Raw genomic sequence first — 22,536 nt, forward strand, 5'->3', positions numbered from 1 at the left:
TACTATCTTGAAACCAAATCCTGAATTTTCATAAACTCCGCTCCTGTCACACGATCAAACCGAGCTTCATCGCACGTCAGGACTAATACCTGCATATCGCGCCCCGCTTTGGCAAGAGCATTATTCATCCGCCGCAAACGGTGTTCGTCTGAATAACCTAACGCATCATCAATAATCACCGGGGCGCCTTGGCCGCCCTCCATGACACCGGCAACGGCCAAGCGCAGCAGAATGTCCAGCTGCTCTTGCGCTCCACCAGATAGTTCATCGACATCGAACTTGCCATCGGCATTAGACCGTGACTCAATCTGCAAGTCCTCATTCATCGTGAACTGGGTTCCCGCACCGAACACACCGCCGCCGTACTCTTCGAGCTTGCGGAGCAAGGGGTCAGCCAGCGCATTCCGCGATGCCGCACGTGCCTGTGTCATTACCTCCATAAGAGTCTTGGCGGCGGCTGCACGGCGACGCATCGAGTCCCGATCTCGCTGTGTTCGCTCCACTACCCCCTCAGCAGCTGCCAGCTTCTCATTCGCGCTGTCGAAATAGTCCAAGTGCACCCGAATCTCTTGCCGGCGCTTTTCCAGCTCAGCCAGGCGATTCTCAACTGCATCCCGTCGCTGCTTAGCGCCCGCGAGCGATGCTTCCACGTCGTCGGCATCCCGCTGCGCCAGCTCTTTCAGAGCCGCAGCCAGTTGCTCTTCTGCCGCCTCATAGTCCTTGCCTCGGTTTTCCACCGCAGCAAAAATCTCGGCATCCGAGGCTTTTTCTCGCGCCGTCGTAAGCGAATCTTCGCGGACCTTCAGGACGGACCGAGCCCCTTCAAGCTCGCTGCTGGCCTTCGTATAGTTGGCGTGTGCAGGTCGCTTTTCCAGCTTCGACAAGCGTATATCGGCGTTGTCACGCTCCGACTCGGCATCCCTACGCCCCCCTGCAGCTTTTTCCAGCCGCGACTTTGCCGACACCAAGTCAATCTCCGTCGGCGCATCCTCGCCCGCAAGTTCCCGATACCGCTCGCCCTGTACTCGTGCTTCTTCCTTCGCATCGTCCAACTCTGCGGTCAGCTGGTGATACTCCACACCGTCGGACACCGCAGTTATGGATGTCTCCACCTGGAATCTTGCTTTTTCCGCTTCACGACGTCGTGTGTGTGCCTCTTGTGCTTCCGCGACGGAATCAGCGCCTGCCGCCTCAAGCTGTTCCTTGAGCGATATCTCTGCTTTTTCTAGCTTGCGCTGCTGCGAATCTGAGCCGTCTCCGGGCTGGATAGCAACCGTGACGTCGCCAACTTCGATGGCCAACGGCTTAGTAACCGCACGTTGAACTGTCTCAGCCTCCGGAGCTAGCCCCACTTTCTCGCCGTCGACCGTGACCTCCTGCGCACTACTAGCCGAGAGCTGCACACTCGGGCTCGATGCCTCCAGCACAGCGGTGGCTGTTACAACTTCGCGTTCGCAGGTCAACAGTTTTTCCAGTACCTCCTCGGTAACGGAATTTCGTGCAATTACCTCCTTGTGCTCTGCCAATTGTGCACGGAGCTCATCGAGCTTCTCCACTCGCTTCGACAGAGCTTCGACCAAGCCGCGCTTCTCCCCCAATGCGACTTCAGCTGCAGCCAGCTCTTCTACTTTTCGAGCTTCGCGGTACGCGGTCACAACTGCATCGCGATCCTCCTGCGCCTTCTTTAAAGCTGCGACCTCCTTATCGAACGCTTCCTTAAGTTCAGCAACTTTCTTCTCTGCGACGGAATGCTGATCCCTGGCATCTTGTGCCTGCTGAATGAAGGTTTCGCGCTCTTGCTGAGCCTGTTTAGCTAAGTCCAGCTGCTGCTTCGCCGCTGCAGAGACCTCCTGTGCCTGGGACACGGCAACCCTGAACTTTTCGAGTTCTTCGAGTGCCTGCGCCCAATGCTCGACTTCGTTTTTGGCTTCTGGCAACGATGCCCGCTGCGTGTGTTGGCTTTCTTCATTACGAGCAGCTTCCTCATTGAGCGCTTCGAATTCTCGGACCTTTTTCGCCGCTTCGTCGCGCACCCGCTGGGCTTCCGCCAGCTCCTTGTCTACGTCGGTAAGCTGCTTGCGCTCTTTGCCATTTTTTTGGAAATAGTTGCCGTATTCAGCTTCAACGGCTTCAAACAGACCTACCTCTTCTGCGGTTTCCGCGCGCTGCCCCGATGCCGACTGCAGTGCGCTTGTGACCTGCGCATAACCGCCCAAGGAGAGTGTCTTTTGCGCTTGCCCCTGTTCAGCAACGAAAACCTGCCACAGGTTCTTGGTGTCAGCATTGTGCATTCGTGCGGCCAGCCACTCTTCCGCCTGGTCATCTTTAAGAACCTCGGCTGTCGGAGAGTGGACGGTGACGATTGTGCCGGTGTCCTTGGTGCTACCAAAGATCTTGTCCAGCGTAAATTCGTAGCCGTCAAGCTCCAGCCGGAGCTTAACCTGCGGCTTTTCCTGGCTGGAGTGACTGTTCAGACTAAGCGCTTCGCTTGACCTGGACTTCCATTTTGTCGTCAGCGCAACGTGAATAGCTTTGGCGATTGTCGTCTTACCCGACTCGTTTTCACCGGAAATCACTACCACGCCCCGCTCGGCTAGCCCTGTGATTGAGAGTGAATCAATCGCACGTACATTGTGTAATTCGATGTCGTGAAAACGCATGATTTATTCCTTCTCTCCGGCCAGGCGCGCCAGCAAGCGAAGCGCATCGGCTGCTGCGGTGGTTTCAGATTCTGATAGGGGGCTGCCGCTCTCGGTTCGCCCTTTGCTCAAGACCGTTAGTTTTTCTGCAGCTATGAGCGGATAACCGGTGAGATTGAGATTAGAGATATCCCCCTCGGACGGAACCACCGTCAAATCGGAGCCACTTTCCCGGCGATAAAGTGCAGCGAAAAGCTGTTGATACTGCTCAAGTCGATTTTCAAAGGTAGTCGACTCCGACAGTGTCACGGTTCCTCGCAATGAATACTTCACCGCTGTGTCTGTCTTCGCCTCGATACCGTCCAGTTCAGCAAAGAACTCATCGAGGTCTTCCGCACCAGTGATATCCATGTCGATGGCATGAAAAGCCCACTGCCCCACTCGGTGGGAGGCCACGGTAACTGAGTCCTTTTCGGGGCCGCTCTCTACAATGTCGACGACGAGTGCATTGCCGGAATCCCGTTCTTTGTCGTCGTACGCTGTGGTTTCGTGTGCGCCGGAGAAATAAACTCTGCCAGCATGATCGAGTTGGCTCGTGGAGTGGGAATCCCCCAGCGCAACATAGTGCAACGCCCCGCGGTCAATAGCTTGTTCCAAGCTGGTCAGATCAATGGTGGCTCCTGCATCAGCACCAAAGCCTTCTACTTGGCCGTGTGCGACCATCACTCGGATTCCATCGGCGGGCTCAAGCTCCGTGGCTATTTCCGCCACGATGTCGTCTGCCGAATACTTGCCGCGCACTGGCACACCGATGAGTTCCACCCCGTCACGGATTGCAATGGGCGCGCTGTCGCGAATTACGTAAACTCCTCGGTCTTCCAAAGATTCGAAAGCACTACGTCGATAAATGGAAGAAGCATCAAGCGCATCATGGTTGCCGGGTAGGAAATACACCGGCACGGGTAGCTTGGCGATTCGCTCAAGAGCCCGCAAAAACACCTTGTCCGGCAATGTGTTGGAATCGAACACGTCTCCAGCGACGACAATGAACTCAGCGCCTTCGCTAATCGCCAACTCGCCGATGCGATCGATGGCGTTGAGTCGACTTTCGTGGAACCTAGCTTGGGCTTCACCGCCGTCGAGCTCTAGGAACCACCGAGTCATTCCCAGTTGCCAATCTGAGGTGTGAATGAATTTCATGACTAGCGCTCCTTTTGTCCCAGGCTCAGCGATTCCTGCAGATGTTGCCAACAATCTTCCAAATCAGCGACTGCACGAATGGTCTCTCTCGAAATTACGCAGGTTGGCTGCAATGCTTCATGCAGCAAACTGCGGTCGGTAACTGTTAGTGGGTCAATAACCTCGAGCGAAGGAACACTGACTCGTTCCAAATCATTGCCCCAGTAGTCGGCTTCGACAGCGAAAAGTTCGGCAACCTTCTTCTGCTCGTTGTCACCGCTATCTTTTCCACCAGCGTCATTCGACTTCTGGGCGGTTTTATTGGGATTCTCCCGAACCGCGCCACCAAGCCCGAGGCGCTTCGGCGCAGTCCGGTTTCGCAGCTGTGTTAGTTCCTGAAGCCGGCGTTGCAATTCGCGCTGCGGATAATCGCGCAGCTGTAGTAGCGACAGCGGATCGCGGTCGATATCAGCGACAAGTTGAGCGGCAACTGCAACGGTGTGCTTACACACAGGTGCCGGGTCCGGGCAGGTGCATTCGCTGTAAATGTGCTCTTCGCCATCGCACAACAGCATTTCCATCTGCTCATACGGCAACTCGCCGTGCTCAAACTCTGTGAAGGCCGACGGATTGTTCACCAACCACCGCAGTACGTCGTCAGTTTGTTTCTGCTCCCGCCGTGGGAACCGAATAAAGACTGAAAATGGTTCCGGCTGGCTGCCCTGCACTTCACCGATGATGTAGCCATCCGCGATTCGAAGCCCCAGCACATTGCCGTCGAACCTGTACTTCTCACCTCTGTGAACACGACCCGAATCAGCGCCACGGATGATGAACTCCCACACCCACCGGGCAAAAGTAGTACGTGGCTCGACCGCCACGCGCGCTGCGGTTCCACGTCGCTGCTGTCCGGTAAATGCACCAGCCCAGTCCTGGGTGGCCAGGAGCTTTTCAATCGTCGAGCTGGTTGCTGGCGCGCTTCGCGCCGTAGTCCTTTTACGACCACGCTTTCCAGAGGGCCCCTTGCCAAACTCGGCAAAGATGACATTGTCGCCCCATGTCACGTCTCCGTCACCGGCCATCAGTACCACCTCTTCTGGACCCTAAACGGGGTCACATTGTTGGGAATCGAATCGTCATCCGAGATTGTGGAGTCCGATGCCGTGCCCTCCGGGTTCACCCCATCGGTCACCGTCCCACCGGACTTTGACTCCGCTGCGTCCATCGATTCACGCAGTGACTGAATCTTGTCCTTGTCCAATTGCCACAGAGACCGCAAACGGTGAAAGTCCATCTCCGTCAGCTTGGTTTCACCAGCGCGCACAACCGCATCCGCCAATTCTGCCTTCTCGAAAATCAGCTCGTCGATACGCTCTTCAAGCGTTCCCACACTGACCAGCTTGTGCACGTGTACGTCTTTACGCTGACCGATGCGGTAAGAGCGGTCCGTGGCCTGGTTTTCAACTGCTGGATTCCACCACCTGTCAATGTGAATGACGTGGTTGGCGGCAACCAGGTTGATGCCAACACCTGCCGCGAGAGTAGACAGCAAAATGATTGGTGGGCCGTCCGGGGCATTAAACTCTGCCACTACTTTCTCGCGCTGTGCCGGAGTCATTGCCCCTTGGATAAACGGAATGTCCACGCCCAGGCGCTTGCTGAAATGAGGGGCGAGCATCTTGCCGAACTCCACGAACTGCGTGAACACAAGCGCGCGTTCACCGTTTTGGACAATCTCATCGACGAGCTCTTCCAGCCGTGCAACCTTGCCCGAGCGATGCTGCCCATGATTAAGCAGCCCTGAGCCGTCGTGCTGGTAGTGCGCTGGGTGGTTGCAAATCTGCTTCAACTTCATGATGCCGCCGAGGATGATGCTCTTTCGCCCGAAGTTGCCAGAGCGATTCCGCTTCGAGCGCTTGAGCTTGTCCTCGATGTCCTTCACAGCTTCCTGATACAAGAAAGCCTGCTCCGTCGTGAGAGGAACCATCTCCACCTGCTCATTCTTCTTGGGCAGGTCCGGCGCAATAGCTGGATCCGACTTGAGTCGGCGCAGAATAAAAGGTGCTGTAATCGACTGCAATTGCAGTAGCATTTCCGCATTCCCATCACGCTCGATGGGAATCGCAAACTTGTTGCGAAATGCATTCGCCGACCCCAGCATGCCTGGATTACAGAAATCCATGATGGTGCGCAGCTCGCCCAAGTCGTTTTCCACCGGAGTACCAGTCATGGCGATGTTGTGCCGCGAGCCCAGGCTCCGCAGCGCTCTGGATACCTGGGCGTTGGGGTTCTTAATTGCCTGTGCTTCGTCAGCAATCACATGATCCCACTGCACTTGGGCGAGTTCGTTCACATCGCGGGTAGCAACACCATAGGTCGTCACAACAACATCGTGTTTTCCGATAAATTCTTGTAGTTCCCCACCATGAGGGCGGTTTGAACCATGCAGCAGCCCAACCTTAAGCTCTGGAGTGAACTTTGCCGCTTCTGCTGCCCAGTTGCGCAACACACCTGTCGGAACCACCAGCAGCGAAGTCTTGTGCCCTTGAGCCGTAGCATCTGCTTTCCGACGGCAGCGCTCATACTCCAACAGCGCCAGAATTTGCACAGTCTTACCGAGCCCCATGTCATCCGCGAGAATGACACCAAAGCCGCGGTTGGACATATCCGCCAGCCACTCCACACCGCGCTGTTGATACTCCCGCAGCTCACCGACAAAACTCGGTGGCACCTCGACCGACTCTGCGAGGGCCGTGGAACCGTCTGAGTACTTCGACACCAACGCCTTGAGCCAAGAGGGGTCCCTGGGGGCGACTGGCACTGCTGCTGGAGCTTGCGACTCTAAGCCACCGTCGAAGACCAGCTCTTTCAGGGTGGCTTGCCCCTTACCGGTTTCCTCCCCGGCCTTGGTCTGCTCCACCAAAAACTTCAGGGCTTCCCTAGCTACCTCTGGGTTCGCGTGCACCCAATGGTCTCGCAGATGCACTAGCCCCGTACTCGATGCAGCGAGCTCACGCATTTCCGCTTCCGTCAGTACGGCATCCCCCACGGCCAGCTTCCACTCGTAATCAACCAGTTGGTCAAATCCGAGTTTCGGTTCCGAACGGCGCCCAGCAGGCCCCGTCGGATCTAACTGGACGACTTCAGTGTGCAACTGCAGGGTGGTCTCCACTGACTTCCAGTTCGGCGGCAGCATCACATCGATATCAACCTTTGCCAGCTGCGAGATGCCATCAGTCATAAGCTCTATCAGCTGCTCTGAGGTCAGCAGCAGATCCAAGCCCGGGTGTCCCGCTGCTTTCGCATATTTGAGCGTTGGGAATGCCTCCTGTGCCGCCAATAGCTGCGGGCGAAGCAGCGACAGCACGGACCGGCGACACATTTCTGGATTCAGGCGCTCCGGAGCTGCGACGCCGATGCGGTAGTACATCCGCAATGGCCATAGAGTCTCATGTTCCACCGCAGCTGAACGAGGATTGAAGCGAGTTACTGAGCCGCCTTCTTCATCCGCTCGATTCCGCAACTCCAACAGCTGCGGAAGATCCACATCCGGCAAGTCTTCCAGCTGGCCTTCAAAACCAACAGGTTCCTGCACCATTAGCTGCAGACGAACATCCTCACCATCGGCCGACAGCCTCCACTTTGCCAGTGACTGCGCCACCCCCGGCGTCGCACGCCCCAGGGACTGAGACTGCAACAACGACCGCACGAAACTCTGCCGCTGTTCTGCCGGTTCATCCAGATCGGCCAGAAGCGCGTTGGTGACCCAATGAAACATCCGATTGATGAAATCCTCAGCCACCGTGGCGCCTCCGTTATCAATCAATACCGGTGGTGTACGAGAAATGACCTGACTCTGCCAAGCAATCTCACTCAGCCCCTCCGACATCCGCCACGTCGGCCACCACTCATTGTCTTCCCACGTCAGCGCCACCAATGCCCGCCCAGAGCGTGCGAAAGCATCCAATCCCTGTACAACATCCACAAAGAACCGAAGATCCGGTGCCATCGCCGCCGAGGAAACTTCCTCCTGCAATTGCACCAGTGCCGTCACCGCAGCCCATGGCGGGAACACCCATGTGGGTACCGCTTTCTCTACTGCCCGCCCCTTCGGTGTGCGCAGTTTTAGCGTCAGTTGCGCTCGACTCCCCTGGTCCAGCACTGCAAAAAGCCGACGCTGATGCGCCGGGACTTCCAGCAAATCCACGTCCGCAATAATCCGGTGCCCCTCTGGCCGCTCCACCCATAGGTGAAGACCCGAATCATCTTTCCAGACCGCGTGCAGCAGCAACGGCACCGCTGACTTAGCAACTTGGTCCATTACTTCCTCCCCACTGCTTGCTCAGTCATCACCGTCTAATCACCCGGCGACTTCGCCACCAGATATTTGTTCAATGAAGATTCTGCCACGCACCCCGGATCAGCTTTTCCACCACACCACAACATTAGCACGCATGTTCGAATTATGTATCTTGCAAAAATTACTCCTCCTCTACCCAAATACCCCTTTTCCCAGGTAATTTGTCGCACTTAACCGATTTTTAAAAGCTTTTTCAACGCTTTTTATCTTGCAATGCAGCGCATCACATGAAAACGTCGTAGAGGCCACAAGAATTAAAAATGTGTGACTCGTGCAATAGTTCTGCCATGGTTCGCATGTGCCAGTAGGCTCCGCTGACTGTCGAAGATAGTCCGGAAGCTGAAGCTGTGCTGAATCGCGAACCGCAGGTTCCACCGTGGACGTCGGCCACTTTTTGGCTCGATGCTGCCGCGGCGCTGTGAACGTCGTCAAGCAGACTTGATTAAGCGAAATTGAGTTGTGCGCCGAAAATGCTTTTTGGTGCGCTAGGCAGTGCGTGAGTCCGACTGTACGCCTAATAAATAATGAGGAGTTGCCCTGTGGACCAACAAACATGGTTCATCATCGCACTAGTCATTTATCTGCTGTTGATGGTCTACATCGGTTGGACCGGATGGAAAAAGACCGCAGAGTATGACGAATACATGATTGGCGGTCGCGGTCTGCATCCGTTCGTCGCAGCACTGTCAGCGGGTGCATCGGACATGTCCGGCTGGCTGCTGATGGGTCTGCCCGGCGCGATTTACCTTTCAGGCCTGAATCAGACCTGGATTGCAATCGGCCTGGTCGCAGGCGCATGGCTGAACTGGAAGTTCACCGCACCGCGCCTGCGTAGTTACACCAAGATTGCTCGTAACTCGATTACCGTGCCGTCGTTCCTGGAGAATCGTCTGCACGATACGTCGAAGGTGCTGCGCGTTGCCGCAGGCCTGATTATTCTGCTGTTCTTCACCTTCTACGTCTCCTCGGGCATGGTCGCAGGTGGCCGCTACTGGGAGTCGACGTTCGGTGGCAGCTACCTCGTCGGCATGCTGCTGGTTGCGGGGATCACTGTCGCATATACCCTGTTCGGCGGCTTCCTTGCTGTCTCCTACACGGACGCGGTGCAGGGCATCATCATGTTCATTGCGCTGCTGACGGTTCCGACTGTCGGCATCATCTACCTGATTAACAACGGCAACTCCTTCTCGGACATCTTCAGCTTTGCTGCTAACAACCCGTACCCGGGCAGCGAGGGACAGCCGGTTGAGACCTTCTTCGATCCGTTCGCTGGTATTCCGCTAATTACGATTATCGGTCTGCTCGGCTGGGGTCTGGGCTACTTTGGCCAGCCGCATATTATCGTTCGCTTCATGGCTTTGCGTAGTGCAAAGGACGCAACTGAGGGTCGCCGCTGGGGCGTTGGCTGGCAGGCACTGTGCATGCTCGGCTCGGTCCTCGTGGCCCTGACCGCAACTGTTTTCTTCGCTACGAACCCAGATGCTTCGGTCACTGATGCGTCTTCCTACGAGACCATCTTCCTGGACATGACCCGCATCCTGTTCCACCCGCTGATTGCAGGCCTGATTCTGACTGCAGTGCTGGCAGCAATCATGTCCACCATTTCTTCGCAGCTGCTGGTGTCTTCCTCCGCGCTGATTGAGGACCTGTTCAAGGCAACGGTCAACAAGTCCCTGCGTCCGAAGACCTACATGACGCTCTCCCGCGTCGCCGTTGCGCTGATCGCCATCATCGCCGCAATCATCGCTGCTAACCCGAACAGCTCCATTCTGGATCTGGTTGGCTTCGCATGGGCTGGCTTCGGCTCAGCATTCGGCCCGGTGCTGCTGGCCGCCCTCTATTGGTCGCGTCTGAACACCCCTGGTGCTGCTGCCGGCATGATCACCGGTGCGGTTGTCTCCTTCGCATGGGGCATGAGCTCGCTCAGCGACACTCTCTACGAGATCGTCCCGGGCTTCGCCGCTGCAACTGTCGTGATGATCATTGTCACGCTGCTTACCAAGGAGCCGAACGAGAAGATCAAGGAAGAGTTCGACCACGCAGCAAAGCAGGCTCTGGTCTAACGCTTTGATCTAGGCTTGGCCTCCGCTAGCCCCGCAAGCTAGCCCCGGCGCATACCTACAAGGGAACCGAAAAAGTATTTTTCGCGCCCAACTAGGTATGCGCCCTTTGTTATTTGCCATCCTGGCCGCCCTGACGGCCACCTTTGTCTCATCCTTTGCGCTTACGCGAGTTCTCGTCACCTCCTCCCCTGCGGGCTCGGAGACGGAAGCCGTCGTCAAGCAACTGCGCACCGTGCGCGTCGTCGCCGACCGCCCCACCGTCACCGGATACAAACGCGAGCGCTTTGACGTCTGGACAGGTTCTGCCGATTGCAATACACGCCATAAAGTGTTGGCGGCCTGGTTCGGGGGCTCTGCGTGTTCGCTTGACGACGGCTCCCCGCGCGAAATCCCCGACCCTTACACGGGTGACCCGGTTGGTGCGCATGAGGTCGATATCGACCACATTTATCCGTTGGCAGCGGCGTGGGATTTCGGAGCCTACGCCTGGGATTCCGAGAGGCGTCGGCAATTTGGCAACGATATCGAGACCAACCTCGTGCCCACACGAAGCGCGGTCAACCGGGATAAAGGAGATGCCAGCCCGGCCGAATGGCTTCCCGAGGATGCAAAGGCGTGTGACTACTCGCATCGTTACTTAGCGGTGGCCATTAAATGGGACCTGCCCGTATCCTCGGCAGACTGGAAGGCGATGGCAGCTGCGTGTGGAATCCGCGCGAGGAAAGGCACGAAATAGAGAAAATAGTGCGAGCACGTTAAGTTAAGGACTGGTCTTAATAAAGAAATATCCAGGCCACTCCTCGCTTGAACGCGAGGCCTACATTCAGTCGTGGAAAGGTAATACGTGCAAAACGTAGTTCTTATGGTTCACGTCCTGGCGGCAATCCTGCTGCTTGGACCGGTGACTGTCGCAATTTCGATGTTCCCGAAGCTCGCGCTTGCAGCCCGCGGCGGAGAGGCAGGAACGGTCGGCGCCGCGCGCACCATGCACGCCATTTCGCGCACCTACGGCATGTGGTCGCTGCTCGTGCCGCTGCTCGGCTTCGGTGTCATGTTCACCGATGTGTCTACCTACATGAAGTCCGGGGCAATGCACGCCGCAATCCTGCTGGCTATCATCGCTTGGGCACTCCTGTTCTTCCTGGTCATTCCGCGTCAGCGTCTGATGATGGCCGGCCTCGGCATCGCTGACGAAGACGAGGATGCTGACGATCCGGAGTTCATCGAGCGTCGCAAGAAGGCTGAAGAGCTCGACTGGGACAAGCAGAAGAGCCAGCTGGCTATGTTCTCCGGCGTCTTCTCCCTGCTGTGGGTTGTCGCCGGCATCCTGATGTTCTTCATCTAGAGCTCACGCTCAGACACAATAAAACTGCCGGTGCGTCTGTACGTTTCGGCCCGACTAATCGGGTTTGAAAGTACATGCGTACCGGCAGTTTTTTATTTTCTAGGTCAGCGCCAAGGGCGGTCGTCGGTTGTCGCCTGACGACGACCACCCAGCTCACCCCACCTAGCAGGTTTAGCGGCGTCCGCCTCGGTAACCACCGCGACGGTCATCACGGTCACCACGGTAGCCACCGCGACCGCGACCGCCACCACGACGGTCATCGCGACCGCGACCACGGCCACCGAAATCGTCACCGTCATCGAAGTTGCCACGGTAGCCACCACGGCCACGGCCACCACCACGACGGTCATCGCGACCGCGACCACCACGGTATCCTCCGCGACCGCGGCCGCCATCACGCCGATCGCCACGGTAGCCACCACGGCCACCGCGGTAGTCATCGCTGTCGTCGACCGAGGTGCCGTCGTCAAGCTTCAGCCCAATGAGCTGGCCGGAAATGCGGGTATCGGAGAGGTTGTTGATGACTTCTTGCGGCAGGTTGGCCGGCAGTTCGACCAGAGTGTGATCGCCACGGATGTCGATGTGTCCGAAGTCCTTGGAGGACAGGCCACCCTCGTTGGCGATGGCACCGACGATGGCACCCGGGCGGACGTGCTGGCGACGACCGACGCTGATGCGGTAGGTTGCGGTGCCCTCGCGTTCGAATTCGACCAGGTCAGCGCGCTTGCCCTGACCGCGCTCACCGCGGGAGCGACCATCGCGGCCACGGTTGCGGTCGCGGTCGAAACGATCACGGTCACGATCATGACGACGGCCACGCGGTGGCTCCTTCATCAGGAAGTCGCCCGACTGTGCCTGCGCAGCGATAGCAGCGGCGATATCGACCAGCGGAGTGTCGTGCTCTTCTGCGTACTCCTCGATGAGCTCGCGGAAGACCGGAACCTGCGAATCGGCAAGTGCCTCAGTCAAATCATCAGCGAACTTCTGCTTACGGGAGTCGTTGACCTCATCGACGGTCGGCAGCTTCATCTCGTGCAGCTGGGACTTGGTCGCACGCTCAATCGAGCGCAGCAGGCGCCCCTCACGCGGGGTGACAAAGAGCAGCGCCTCGCCGGAGCGGCCAGCGCGGCCGGTACGACCGATGCGGTGGACGTAGGACTCGGTGTCGTGCGGAATGTCGTAGTTGACCACGTGGGAAATGCGGTCAACGTCCAGGCCACGAGCAGCCACATCGGTTGCCACCAGGATGTCCAGGCGACCGTCCTTGAGCTGATCAATCGTGCGCTCACGGAGAGTCTGCGGGATGTCGCCGTTGATGGCAGCAGCGGAGAATCCGCGGGCACGCAGCTTCTCGGCGAGCTCCTCGGTCTCGTGCTTGGTGCGCACGAACATGATCATCGCTTCGAATTCCTCGACCTCGAGGATGCGGGTCAGCGCGTCCAGCTTGTTGCGGTGGCTGACCATCAGGAAGCGCTGGCGAATGTTGTCCGCAGTGCGAGTCTGGGACTTGACGGTAATCTCTTCCGGCTCCGTCAGGTACTGCTTGGACAGGCGACGAATCGCAGCCGGCATGGTAGCCGAGAACAGCGCGACCTGCTTGTCATCCGGGGTGTCGGCAAGAATGCGCTCGACATCCTCCTGGAAGCCCATCTGCAGCATCTCATCGGCCTCGTCCAGCACCAGGAAACGCAGGTCGGAAATGTCCAGCGAGCCCTTCTCCAGGTGGTCGATGACACGACCAGGCGTGCCGACGATAATCTGCGCACCTCGGCGCAGACCCGACAGCTGCACTCCATAGGACTGACCACCGTAGATTGGCAGGACCTGAATCTTGCCCAGGTGATCAGCAAACGACTGGAAGGAGTCCGCAACCTGCAGCGCCAGCTCACGGGTCGGAGCAAGCACCAGAGCCTGAGGTGCGCGGACGGAGCGATCAATGCGAGCCAGAATCGGCAGCGCAAACGCCGCGGTCTTACCGGTACCAGTCTGAGCCAGGCCGACGACGTCGCGGCCGCTCATCAGAGTCGGGATAGTAGCAGCCTGAATTGGGGACGGAGTCTCAAACCCAACCTTGCGAACTGCATTGACAATGTCATCCGGCAGCTCAAGCTCATCGAAGCCGACGGTGTCGTCGTTGTCGTCTTTGTTCTTTTCGGCCTTCTTCTCAGCCTTTTCGGACTTTTCCTTGACCTCGGCCTTTTCGGTCTTTTCCTCAGCGGCCTTCTCTTCGACCACCGGTGCTTCCCCGGCCACTACATCCTCGGCCTTCACAATTGCGTCCTCGCGGTTTTCGCGCTGATCCTCGCGGTTTTCCTCGACGCTGCCATTCATTTCATTATTAGCCATTTGGGGCTCTTCCTGGGCCTTTTCGCCCGCACACTCAATATTCAACAGTTGATTACTCACAGTTGGGTCGCACATACATGACCCGCCCAATTTACGTTCTTGTTTTTCAGTGCTCTCACGTCGGAATTGCGATGACATCGCTTCTCTTGCACATACTTCGAAAAATTGCGCCCAAACCCAATTCAGCTTTTACTTCCGGGGAGGGGCGCCCATCATGCACTATGCACTTTCAAGCGTTTCACCAGCGAATTTATACCGCTGCCAGATTCTCTGCGACATTGTCGTCAGGATTTCACACCGATTGCCCAGACTACGCCACCGTCGGTCAAAAAACCATTTCCTGTCCGCAAGGTCACAACACTAGGCGGTCGATTTCTTGGATGAGGCCCCGGCGCTGGGGCCGTCGTTAAGCGAGCGCATTTCACCCACTTCGGGGTGCCTATTTTGTAATTTCCTGGGGTGAGGTGGCTAACATTTTCCCTACAAGTTTGTACACATATCAGCTATGTTCCGCCGTGGAACACCCACCGTTCGGCGGACTTTTGCAACTACACAACGTATAAACCCAAGGTCGCTCGAAAATGCCCAGCAATAGTAATTCATCTGAACCGCAGCCGTCATCGCCCCGGCAGTCCCCGCTAAAACCACATTATCCCGACGAGTTTTCTGGGAATGGCGGGCAGCCGGATACACAGCCGTCGAAGCTCTCGGCAATGATTGAAGTTCTCGGGTTTCCGGGCTTTATTTTGGCGGGTTCGGCGCTGGCATTCTTCTTCCCCGCCCCGTTTACTCCGCTGACGGATTACATCACGTACTTCCTGATGATCATCATGTTCGCGATGGGCCTCACCCTGACCATCCCGGACTTTAAGCAGGTCGCTAAGCGCCCGTTGGCGATTCTCTTCGGCGTCATTGCGCAGTTTGTCATCATGCCGCTGCTGGCGATTGCCGTGGCTGAAGCCCTCGGACTCAACCCGGCACTCGCCGTCGGCCTGCTGATGCTGGGCTCCGTCCCAGGCGGCACCTCATCGAACGTTATCGCTTACTTGGCACGCGGTGATGTCGCGCTGTCCGTCGCTATGACCAGCGTGTCGACGCTAGTTTCGCCAATCATGACGCCGTTTCTCATGCTCGTGCTTGCCGACGCGCACACGGAGGTCGACGGCCTCGGGATGGCCTGGAGCCTCTGTCAGACAGTCCTCCTGCCAGTGATTGGCGGTCTGATTATCCGCTTTGTGGCCGATACCTTTATTAACAAGATCCTCCCAATCCTGCCGTGGATTTCTATTCTCGGTATCGGTGGCGTGGTCTTCGGTGCCGTGGCCAAGAACGCTGAGAGCCTGGCGAACATTGGCCTGATTGTGTTTGTGGCTGTGATCATCCACAACGTTCTGGGCTACGTGCTCGGCTTCTTTGCAGGCCAGCTGGTGGGGATGCCGACTGCGGGCAAGCGCACGGTGGCCGTGGAGGTCGGCACACAGTCCGCTGGCCTGTCCTCCGGTATGGCAGCGAAGTTCTTTACCCCGGAGGCAGCGCTTCCCGGCGCGGTGGCCGCTGTGGTGCATAACATTACTGGCGCTATCTATGTGGCTATTTGCCGAAAGGTCGATGAAGGCAAGGAAACTAGCAAATCCGCTTCTGCTTAAGCTGTTTTTGCTTCGGCTTCTTTGGCTCCGCTGTTCGACGAGTGGGCTGGTAGAGTCTCTCGCCCGAAGATCCAGCCCACCATTGCGACCAGCGAAATGACACCGCAAACAAAGAAACCGGCCTTGAACCCTGCGGCATCCACAATTGCGCCGACAATCAGCGGGCCAGAGATCGCTCCGAAGTCCTGAGCCATCTGGAAATTGGCCAGCACCTTTCCACCTTGGCGGTTGGCGCCGATGACGTCGGCAAGCACGGCCTGCTGCGATGGATTGATCATGCCAGCGCCGAAACCCGCGAGGACGGAGAGAATCAGTAGCGGAATGGCACCGCTGCTAAATCCGATAGCGCCCGTGAACACGCCGTTGATGAACAGGCCCGTGATGAGCAGAGGGCGACGGCCGATGCGGTCGGAGAGACGGCCGGAAAACTGCAGTGCCGTGACATTGCCGAGCGCGAAGGCCGTCAGCGCGAAACCAGCTGTGGCAGTGGCGGCTACTGCCCCATCGCTGCCCGGTTCTGGGGTGCCAACATGGGAAAACGTTGCCGCGGCGAACAGCGGGACAATCGCGACGCGCACACCGAAGTTCGACCAACCGTTGGCGAAGGCTCCGACTAGTGCGCTCCGATATGCCGAGTCACGGATTGCCTCGGAGAACCTCAGCACCGGGGTCGTGCGCTTGGGCACTACATGGCGAAGATGCTCCGCACTCAGCGACATGCCGACCACAATCGTTGCCACGATCAGCGCCCCACCGTAGATGAAAAACGGCATCCGCATGCCCCATGCGCCCATTGCAGCACCAATGATCGGGCCAAAGACATTGCCCAACAGGAAGGCTGTGCCGTAGGCGGCCGAGCTCTTACCGCGGATCTCCGGCGGTGAAATCCGCACAATCAGCCCCATTGCCGAGACCGTAAACATCGTCGAACCGATGCCTCCGAGCGCACGAAACGCCAGCAGTTGCCAATATGTCTGCGCAATACCGACAAGCAAAGTCGAGAACGCGACAATACTGATGCCGGTTAGGTACGTGCGTCGATATCCGAGCTTCTCTACCAGTGAGCCCGATGCCGGCGCGAAGATTAGCCGGAAAATGGAGAACGAACTGACCACGAAGCTGGCCGCGAACACCCCCACATCGAAGCTGCGCGCGTACTGCGGCAAGATCGGTGCAATCAGACCGAAGCCCAGCGCAATGATGAACGCAGCGCTGACCAGAATCCAAATCTCTCGCGGAATCGGCTGTTTAGTCCCGTCTAATTCACCCTGCCAAGAATCCCGACCTTGTGGTTTGCTTCCCACCTCCGATGCGATATCCGGCTGAGATTCGCACTTTGCTTTACGACGAAGCAGGTCGCGCGAACGGGAAGCTGACAAGGTAACGGTCCTTTCTAAAACCTCTAGTCAGAGTCGCCCATTTCACTTTCAATTCGCCGGGCCAACTCTTTGCCAATCAAATGAGGAATTCCAACTACTAGTGCATTACCCATGCAAAAGGCACGATGGCCGTCGGTCATTCCTGTGTCCGTCCATCCCTTAGGGAATCCTTGCAGAGCATCCAGTTCATCTGGAACTAGACGACGCAGTCTTCCATCCACCTTAACCACATGCTTGAAACGGGAGGCCGATTTTCCGCCTTCACCAGTCAAAATCGTTCGGGAGGGCTTTTCCGTCGAGTCCGGGAAGGACATACTCCCCTCACTGTACAAATACGTAAAACCAGTCTTTTTATTGACTCGTTCTTCGCGCTTTGAACCCTTCAGATACTCCCACTTATGAACTTCATCCGCGTGAATAACGAAAGAATCTGGAACAGCAGACTCATCAACAAGGACATCCCCAAGAACTTGTCGAGGCCCATCATAGGACTCAACCACAGAAAATGTCAGCGCCTTGAAGTTCTGCATTATGCCTCCAGTTTCGAATGGAGACTTCTTGGCACCTAGTGAAAACGTCTTTGTTGCTTCATATGGATCCTCTGGAATCACAACTTCTGTGAAATGCAGAGGTTCCTCAATTGGTAAAGCCGCGGCCATGATGCCATCCTTAGCGCGCTGCTCTAATTCCCAGGTGCCGGGATTCTTAACTGCATAGATGTAGACCCGCTTACGTCGCTGCGGAAAACCATACTCAGCACTATTAATCACCCTCCACTCGACGGAGTAGCCGAGGTCACCGAAGCACGACAACATAATTGCAAAGTCGCGACCTCGCTGAGTAGCAGGGCTCTTCAGCAATCGATCAACGTTTTCCAACAAGACATACTTGGGGCTCTTTAGCTTAAGGAACCTGTAGATATCCCACCAGAGGACACCTTTTTTCCCTTCAATCCCACCTGCTTGCGATAGCGGTTTGGCAACTGAGTAGTCCTGGCACGGAAACCCTCCCACAACCATGTCTACATCGGGAATTTCGAACAGCCCGGCTTCCGCATTGTCGAGAACAACGTTGATGTCTTCATTCACACAGCTGTTCTCCCCGAACCTGTTTACATAACAGCGCCATGCAAACTGGCGAGCTGGAGTTCCTGGTGGTTCCCACTGGTTAGCCCACACGGTCTCAAATGGTCCTGCCGCCGGAAGAGATGCTATACCGTCGCTTTGATCCTGATAGCCGTCTAAGCCGAGGCGAAAGCCACCTACTCCCGCGAACAATTCGGCTACGCGAATGGTTTTATCAGACACGTTTCTCCAATCGCTACTGTGTTCTGATACGTCAGAGTGATTCTAACCATGACACAGAGGCCGGATCAAACTGGCCGATAGTTAACCAAAACCGCCGCCTTATTCGAACACTATTTCTAAATCTCTAGGAATTTAGAACCCGACTGATCTCATCACCCACGTACCCCGCGTTCAACCAAAAGGACTTTTTGACCACAGTTTCACCTCGCGGAGTAACAGCTGTATCTGCCTTGTTTCGAGCCTTCGGCCGAACGTGACAGCAACGGTTCTCCGTACTCTTAACCGACTCGCTAGCGCGCCCGTCGATTACACGCTCCCGCATCAGGTCGTAACATGCACGTGCCTCTACCAAGTCAGAGTCAGGCATCTGCCAAAACAGTACGTCCGCTAGTCGAAACTCTCCAAGATTCGACTCATCTTCGCAGAAGACAACAAAAAGGTACTTCTGCGCCAACTGCTCACTGAACTCGCTTTGCTCGAAATCTTGCTCCACCAAATCACGGTAGGAAAACCTTGGAAAAGATAGGGATTCCTTGGGCTTTCCATTTCTCTTCAAACGGATAACCTTAGGGACGATCCCAGCTTTTACAAACTCAGCAATTTCAGATTCCTTGTCCACACCGAGAATACTCTTAACAATAAGACTGCCAATATGCTTAGGAAGGCGGGTGTTACTGTAACCCAAGCCTTCAGCCAAGCTAGTAAGGGTACGATTCATATACGGCGCGAATCGCTTCTTTACCAGCCCAAGCAAATCCATATCTGCTTCTGATTGCTTTCGTTCAATCTCTTGAGCATTAAGCATGCCGTTGAGAATGACATCAATATAACTCCGCTTAAAGGCCCATGCCCGAGGCTTCGCCGGCTCATCCGAGAATGGCTGCTTCCGCGTAATCGTGCTATTCGCTGCCTTAGTACAGGCTTCCAGGTACATCGTGTCACCAGATGAAATGGTGTGCGCTTGTCCTCGTCGGACCTTCTCCTGAATCAATTCCCAGTCACTGCGAAGCTGGACAATGTCATCCTGCGACAGTTCCCAAAGCTTCGCGAGAAGAACCTGGTAATCGACAGGATTCTTATCCTTTTCAAAAAGGTATGCCACTAATAGCATGCGGCTAATCTTGGCCAGCAGATGCGACTCAACCCACTGTTCCTCAGGGAGTGAAAAGTAGTCAATCATCGAAAGGACAAGACGTTCCTTTGCGGAATAATCACCTTTTTTAGTCAATTTCATCGGCGTACTTTTTAGTTCGACGCCTATTTTTGTAAAGTCTGCTTCTGCATTACTGTTAGCCGGAATCTTGAAATAGAGTGTCTCTAACGCGGAACCGAATGCCCCTCGCTTTACCCTCGGATCATCCAAATCCTCGACACCAAGTGCCTCTCGAAGAGATTTTCCGACTATCTTTTCGGCGTAGTTTACAACTGACTCCACATCAGAATCGTCATAGCCTAGCTCAGTCGAAAAGCTCTTCATAGCAAAAAATGTCCCATCACTCGATTCCTGCATATCTCTTTTCGTATGCTGGTGCGTTTAGCTTATATAATTTTGCGGCCAAAATACGAAAGCCAAACCCCTACCCCGCCACTGTGGCGGAATAGGGGGTTGAACGGAGCGTCGTAAAGCGAACGCCCTATCTACGAGACTGCGGTGACCTGATTAGAACAGGCTCGGCAGGTTCGCCTGCGAGGAAATGTTGCTGACAGACTGCGTTGCCTGAGCGGTCGCACCCGACAGCTCCGGAATCGGCAGCTCCGGGAGAGACGGGCTCTCCGAGATGATGTCGGCAATCTCCGGCGGGACCTCGACGCCCTCTGGGAGCAGCTCGCCAATCGGGCCCAGCTCCGGCTCTTCCTGTGGGACGTGCTGCTTGGTGTACTGGGAGTCCTCGTCAATCGTGCGGAACTCGGACTGCGGTTCAGTGGAGGTCTCTACCTTGAAGCGCTCGTTGACCTGGCCGTCCGGGATGTCGTACTGCTCTTCAAGAGCAACGTCAATCGGCTGGAAGCGACTCAGCGGGCCGATGCCCATGGAGTTAACGCCAATGGCCTCGCGAGTCTCCGGGTTGAAAGCGTTTCCGCCCGAATCGCCGTGGTCAATCGGAGCGATAGCCCAGACACCATTGCGGACTCGGAAGACCTGGAAGCCGCAGCCACGGCCGGTACGGGAACCGTCGGTGCACACGGGCTCACCGAGGTTGTCGAAGGAAATCTCCATCGGCTCGAGAGTGCGCTTGTCCTCGATACCGACGATCTGAACCGGCTCGCCGTGGACGTTGCCGAACTCATCAACAGAGTGGGACATAGAGGTGGTCTTGATGTCGTCCTGAACCTCAATGATGCCGTAGTCACCGCTATTGAAGAGGTCGTTGAAGAACTCCGGCATAGTGGTGTTTTCGTCGAAGTCACCCTCTTCCGGCATGACATCGGTGCCCATGTAGTCCTTGTTGACCAGCTTGTCGCCATCCTTGGTTGGGATGAAGAACTGGCCGGTGACCTCTTCGCCGGTTTCAGTATCCTTCGCCACAACACAGTGGCCGGCAGTCATGATGACACGATGCGAAACGCCATTCTGATCCACAACGGTGCCAGGAACTCCCAGAGAGCACATCGGGGACTGAACATGACGTCCATCGATGTTCTTGCTGCTCGGGAACGGCATTCGCAACGGCGAGCCCGGGCCGATGACAACATCCGAGTTTGCCGGTGCAGCCTCAGCTACCGCGATTCCGGGCACAAAGCCACCTGCAGCTACCGACAGTGCAGCCGTAAGTGTGGCGACCTTCTTCGAACTGACCATAGTGTGCGATACTCCATTTCTGTACAGAAAACTTGTCCCACTCAGTGTATTGGGGACACCTTTACAAAGCTCTCCAAAAATGGAACCTAGGGTGAAATTCTCAGTCGAGGAACCGTTCAATCGCCTTCACGGCACGCGCATTACACATCAAAAGGTTTGTTCAACAGCAATGCAAGAGCCAGAACCATCCGCCTTGGATGATTCTGGCTCTCTTAACGGTTCGGGGGTGATTTTTGTCAGATTCTCAGACTGGTGCTAGCCCTCAAAGCTTGGAAGCTGAATTTCTGCCAACTGAGGCAGCTCAAACGGCTGTGACGATTGTGACAATTGGGGCGATTGTGGCAGCTCAGGCAGTTGCGGCGATTGCGGCAACTGGTCCACAAGATCAGTTAACTGCGGTACAGAACCTTCCTGAGAATCCTGCGAATTCTGCGTCCGGGCGTACTCCTGATCCGCCGCCATATCCTCGTTGAGGGTGCGATAGGTGGAGTCGCGCTGAGCCGTGGAATCCGATACCTCAAAGTGGTCGTTTACCTGGCCGTCGGGAATGCCGTAGGCCTCCTGAATGGCGATATCTGCGGGCATCACACGCGAGACCGGACCGAAGGTCATCGAATTTACGCCAATAACTTCGTTAGTGGTCGGATCATAGGCATTTCCGCCGGAGTCACCATGGTCAACGCCAATACCAACCGTCCAAATGCCGTTTCGAGCCCGGAATACCTGATAGCCACAGGCACGTCCGGTACGCATGCCGTCCTTACAGATAGGTTTGCCAAAATTATCGAAGGAGACTTCGCCACGCGGCAGGTCTTCATTGTCTTGAATGCCAGTCATCGCTACAGGCTCCCCGTAGCTCTGACCATTTTCATCGATGGAGTAACTTGCGCCGGTAGTTTCTACGTCCGGATCAAGGTTGATTACTCCATAGTCTGCACCATTAAAGGCCGCCGGCAACGACTCCAGTCCGGCATCTTCCTGCGGCACTTCCCAACGGTGAGCACCTGTCGTACCAATGCGCTTATCGCCTTCGGTGGTTGGCACATACACCTCACCGGTAACGATTGGCAGCCCCACATCCGGAGCATCATTCACGCAGTGCCCTGCGGTCAACATGACCCGATGCTTTTCCCCATTGCGGTCCGTCACCGTCCCAGGAACACCCGCCGAACACATCGGCGAGTTGATATTTCGATGCCCATCCCACGGGCTTCCCTCCATGGGAGTTCGAATCGGGTCACCCGGACCAACCACGACAGCATGTGCCGCGACCGGGGCTGCCAAGGACAAAAGTGCTGCGAAAGCCGATACCGCCATTCGACTTCTTGCGTGCTTCATTGAGACGAATCTTTCAAATTTTTAGTTTTCCTTTAGGACCATCCCCTACACTAATCCACCACCCCACCCCCAGAAATAGCGTTTTCTCAGACTCTTGGACTTTTACAAAAGTCGTTATCGAATCGTTTCCACAA

General features: G+C 56.3%; 14 protein-coding genes. 4 read left to right on the forward strand and 10 right to left on the reverse strand.

What is annotated here, in order from left to right:
- Positions 1 to 2 precede the first annotated feature (2 nt).
- Genes CRD13_RS02425 through CRD13_RS02440 form a run of 4 tightly spaced genes read right to left on the reverse strand, consistent with a single transcriptional unit; the run spans position 3 to position 8,139 of the window.
- Positions 3 to 2,660 (reverse strand): ATP-binding protein, encoded by a 2,658-nt coding sequence (locus tag CRD13_RS02425; RefSeq protein WP_147765746.1) that lies wholly within the window; start codon positions 2,658 to 2,660, stop codon positions 3 to 5.
- Between the two features lie 3 nt (positions 2,661 to 2,663).
- Positions 2,664 to 3,839, reverse strand: coding sequence for a DNA repair exonuclease (locus CRD13_RS02430; protein WP_070652904.1), 1,176 nt, complete (start codon positions 3,837 to 3,839; stop codon positions 2,664 to 2,666).
- Positions 3,840 to 3,841: 2 nt separating this feature from the next.
- Positions 3,842 to 4,900 (reverse strand): hypothetical protein, encoded by a 1,059-nt coding sequence (locus tag CRD13_RS02435; protein ID WP_070429342.1) that lies wholly within the window; start codon positions 4,898 to 4,900, stop codon positions 3,842 to 3,844.
- Positions 4,900 to 8,139, reverse strand: coding sequence for a DEAD/DEAH box helicase (locus CRD13_RS02440; RefSeq protein WP_070862732.1), 3,240 nt, complete (start codon positions 8,137 to 8,139; stop codon positions 4,900 to 4,902). Before CRD13_RS02440 ends, CRD13_RS02435 begins: the two co-directional genes overlap by 1 nt.
- Before the next feature lie 578 nt (positions 8,140 to 8,717).
- Between CRD13_RS02440 and putP the strand changes: the two genes are divergently transcribed.
- The 3 genes from putP (at position 8,718) to CRD13_RS02455 (ending at position 11,586) form a co-directional block, all read left to right on the forward strand.
- On the forward strand, positions 8,718 to 10,241 hold the full coding sequence (putP, locus tag CRD13_RS02445; protein ID WP_370549528.1) for a sodium/proline symporter PutP: 1,524 nt from the start codon (positions 8,718 to 8,720) through the stop codon (positions 10,239 to 10,241).
- Positions 10,242 to 10,338: 97 nt separating this feature from the next.
- A complete protein-coding gene (locus CRD13_RS02450; RefSeq protein WP_187401216.1) occupies positions 10,339 to 10,977 on the forward strand; it encodes an HNH endonuclease family protein in 639 nt (212 codons plus the stop codon).
- A 108-nt stretch (positions 10,978 to 11,085) separates the two neighbouring features.
- The gene (locus CRD13_RS02455) at positions 11,086 to 11,586 is read left to right on the forward strand and encodes a DUF2269 domain-containing protein (RefSeq protein ID WP_187401217.1); all 501 of its coding nucleotides are present in this window, start codon (positions 11,086 to 11,088) and stop codon (positions 11,584 to 11,586) included.
- A 171-nt stretch (positions 11,587 to 11,757) separates the two neighbouring features.
- Here CRD13_RS02455 and CRD13_RS02460 read toward each other — a convergent pair whose 3' ends face one another.
- Positions 11,758 to 13,932, reverse strand: coding sequence for a DEAD/DEAH box helicase (locus CRD13_RS02460; protein ID WP_187401218.1), 2,175 nt, complete (start codon positions 13,930 to 13,932; stop codon positions 11,758 to 11,760).
- A 713-nt stretch (positions 13,933 to 14,645) separates the two neighbouring features.
- Here CRD13_RS02460 and CRD13_RS02465 point away from each other — a divergent pair.
- Complete coding sequence (locus tag CRD13_RS02465; RefSeq protein WP_187401219.1) at positions 14,646 to 15,578, forward strand: bile acid:sodium symporter family protein; 933 nt, start codon at positions 14,646 to 14,648, stop codon at positions 15,576 to 15,578.
- On the opposite strand, the gene CRD13_RS02470 is transcribed toward CRD13_RS02465, so the two are convergent.
- From CRD13_RS02470 to CRD13_RS02490, 5 genes are all read right to left on the reverse strand, one after another.
- Positions 15,575 to 16,957, reverse strand: coding sequence for an MFS transporter (locus CRD13_RS02470; protein WP_070429347.1), 1,383 nt, complete (start codon positions 16,955 to 16,957; stop codon positions 15,575 to 15,577). The two genes, CRD13_RS02465 and CRD13_RS02470, sit on opposite strands and share 4 nt — an antisense overlap.
- Positions 16,958 to 16,980: 23 nt before the next feature.
- Complete coding sequence (dcm, locus tag CRD13_RS02475; RefSeq protein ID WP_069358840.1) at positions 16,981 to 18,264, reverse strand: DNA (cytosine-5-)-methyltransferase; 1,284 nt, start codon at positions 18,262 to 18,264, stop codon at positions 16,981 to 16,983.
- Between the two features lie 124 nt (positions 18,265 to 18,388).
- Positions 18,389 to 19,774, reverse strand: coding sequence for a Sau3AI family type II restriction endonuclease (locus CRD13_RS02480; protein ID WP_069358841.1), 1,386 nt, complete (start codon positions 19,772 to 19,774; stop codon positions 18,389 to 18,391).
- A gap of 150 nt (positions 19,775 to 19,924) precedes the next feature.
- Positions 19,925 to 21,064 carry a trypsin-like serine protease gene (locus CRD13_RS02485; protein WP_242451381.1) on the reverse strand — a complete coding sequence of 380 codons (1,140 nt, stop codon included), beginning with the start codon at positions 21,062 to 21,064 and terminating at the stop codon, positions 19,925 to 19,927.
- 255 nt (positions 21,065 to 21,319) lie between these two features.
- Positions 21,320 to 22,402, reverse strand: a complete 1,083-nt coding sequence (locus tag CRD13_RS02490) for a S1 family peptidase (RefSeq protein ID WP_255467755.1) — start codon at positions 22,400 to 22,402, stop codon at positions 21,320 to 21,322.
- Positions 22,403 to 22,536: the final 134 nt, after the last annotated feature.

The organism is Corynebacterium sp. LK26, from assembly GCF_014335085.1.
Taxonomy (GTDB): Bacteria; Actinomycetota; Actinomycetes; order Mycobacteriales; family Mycobacteriaceae; genus Corynebacterium; species Corynebacterium jeikeium_D.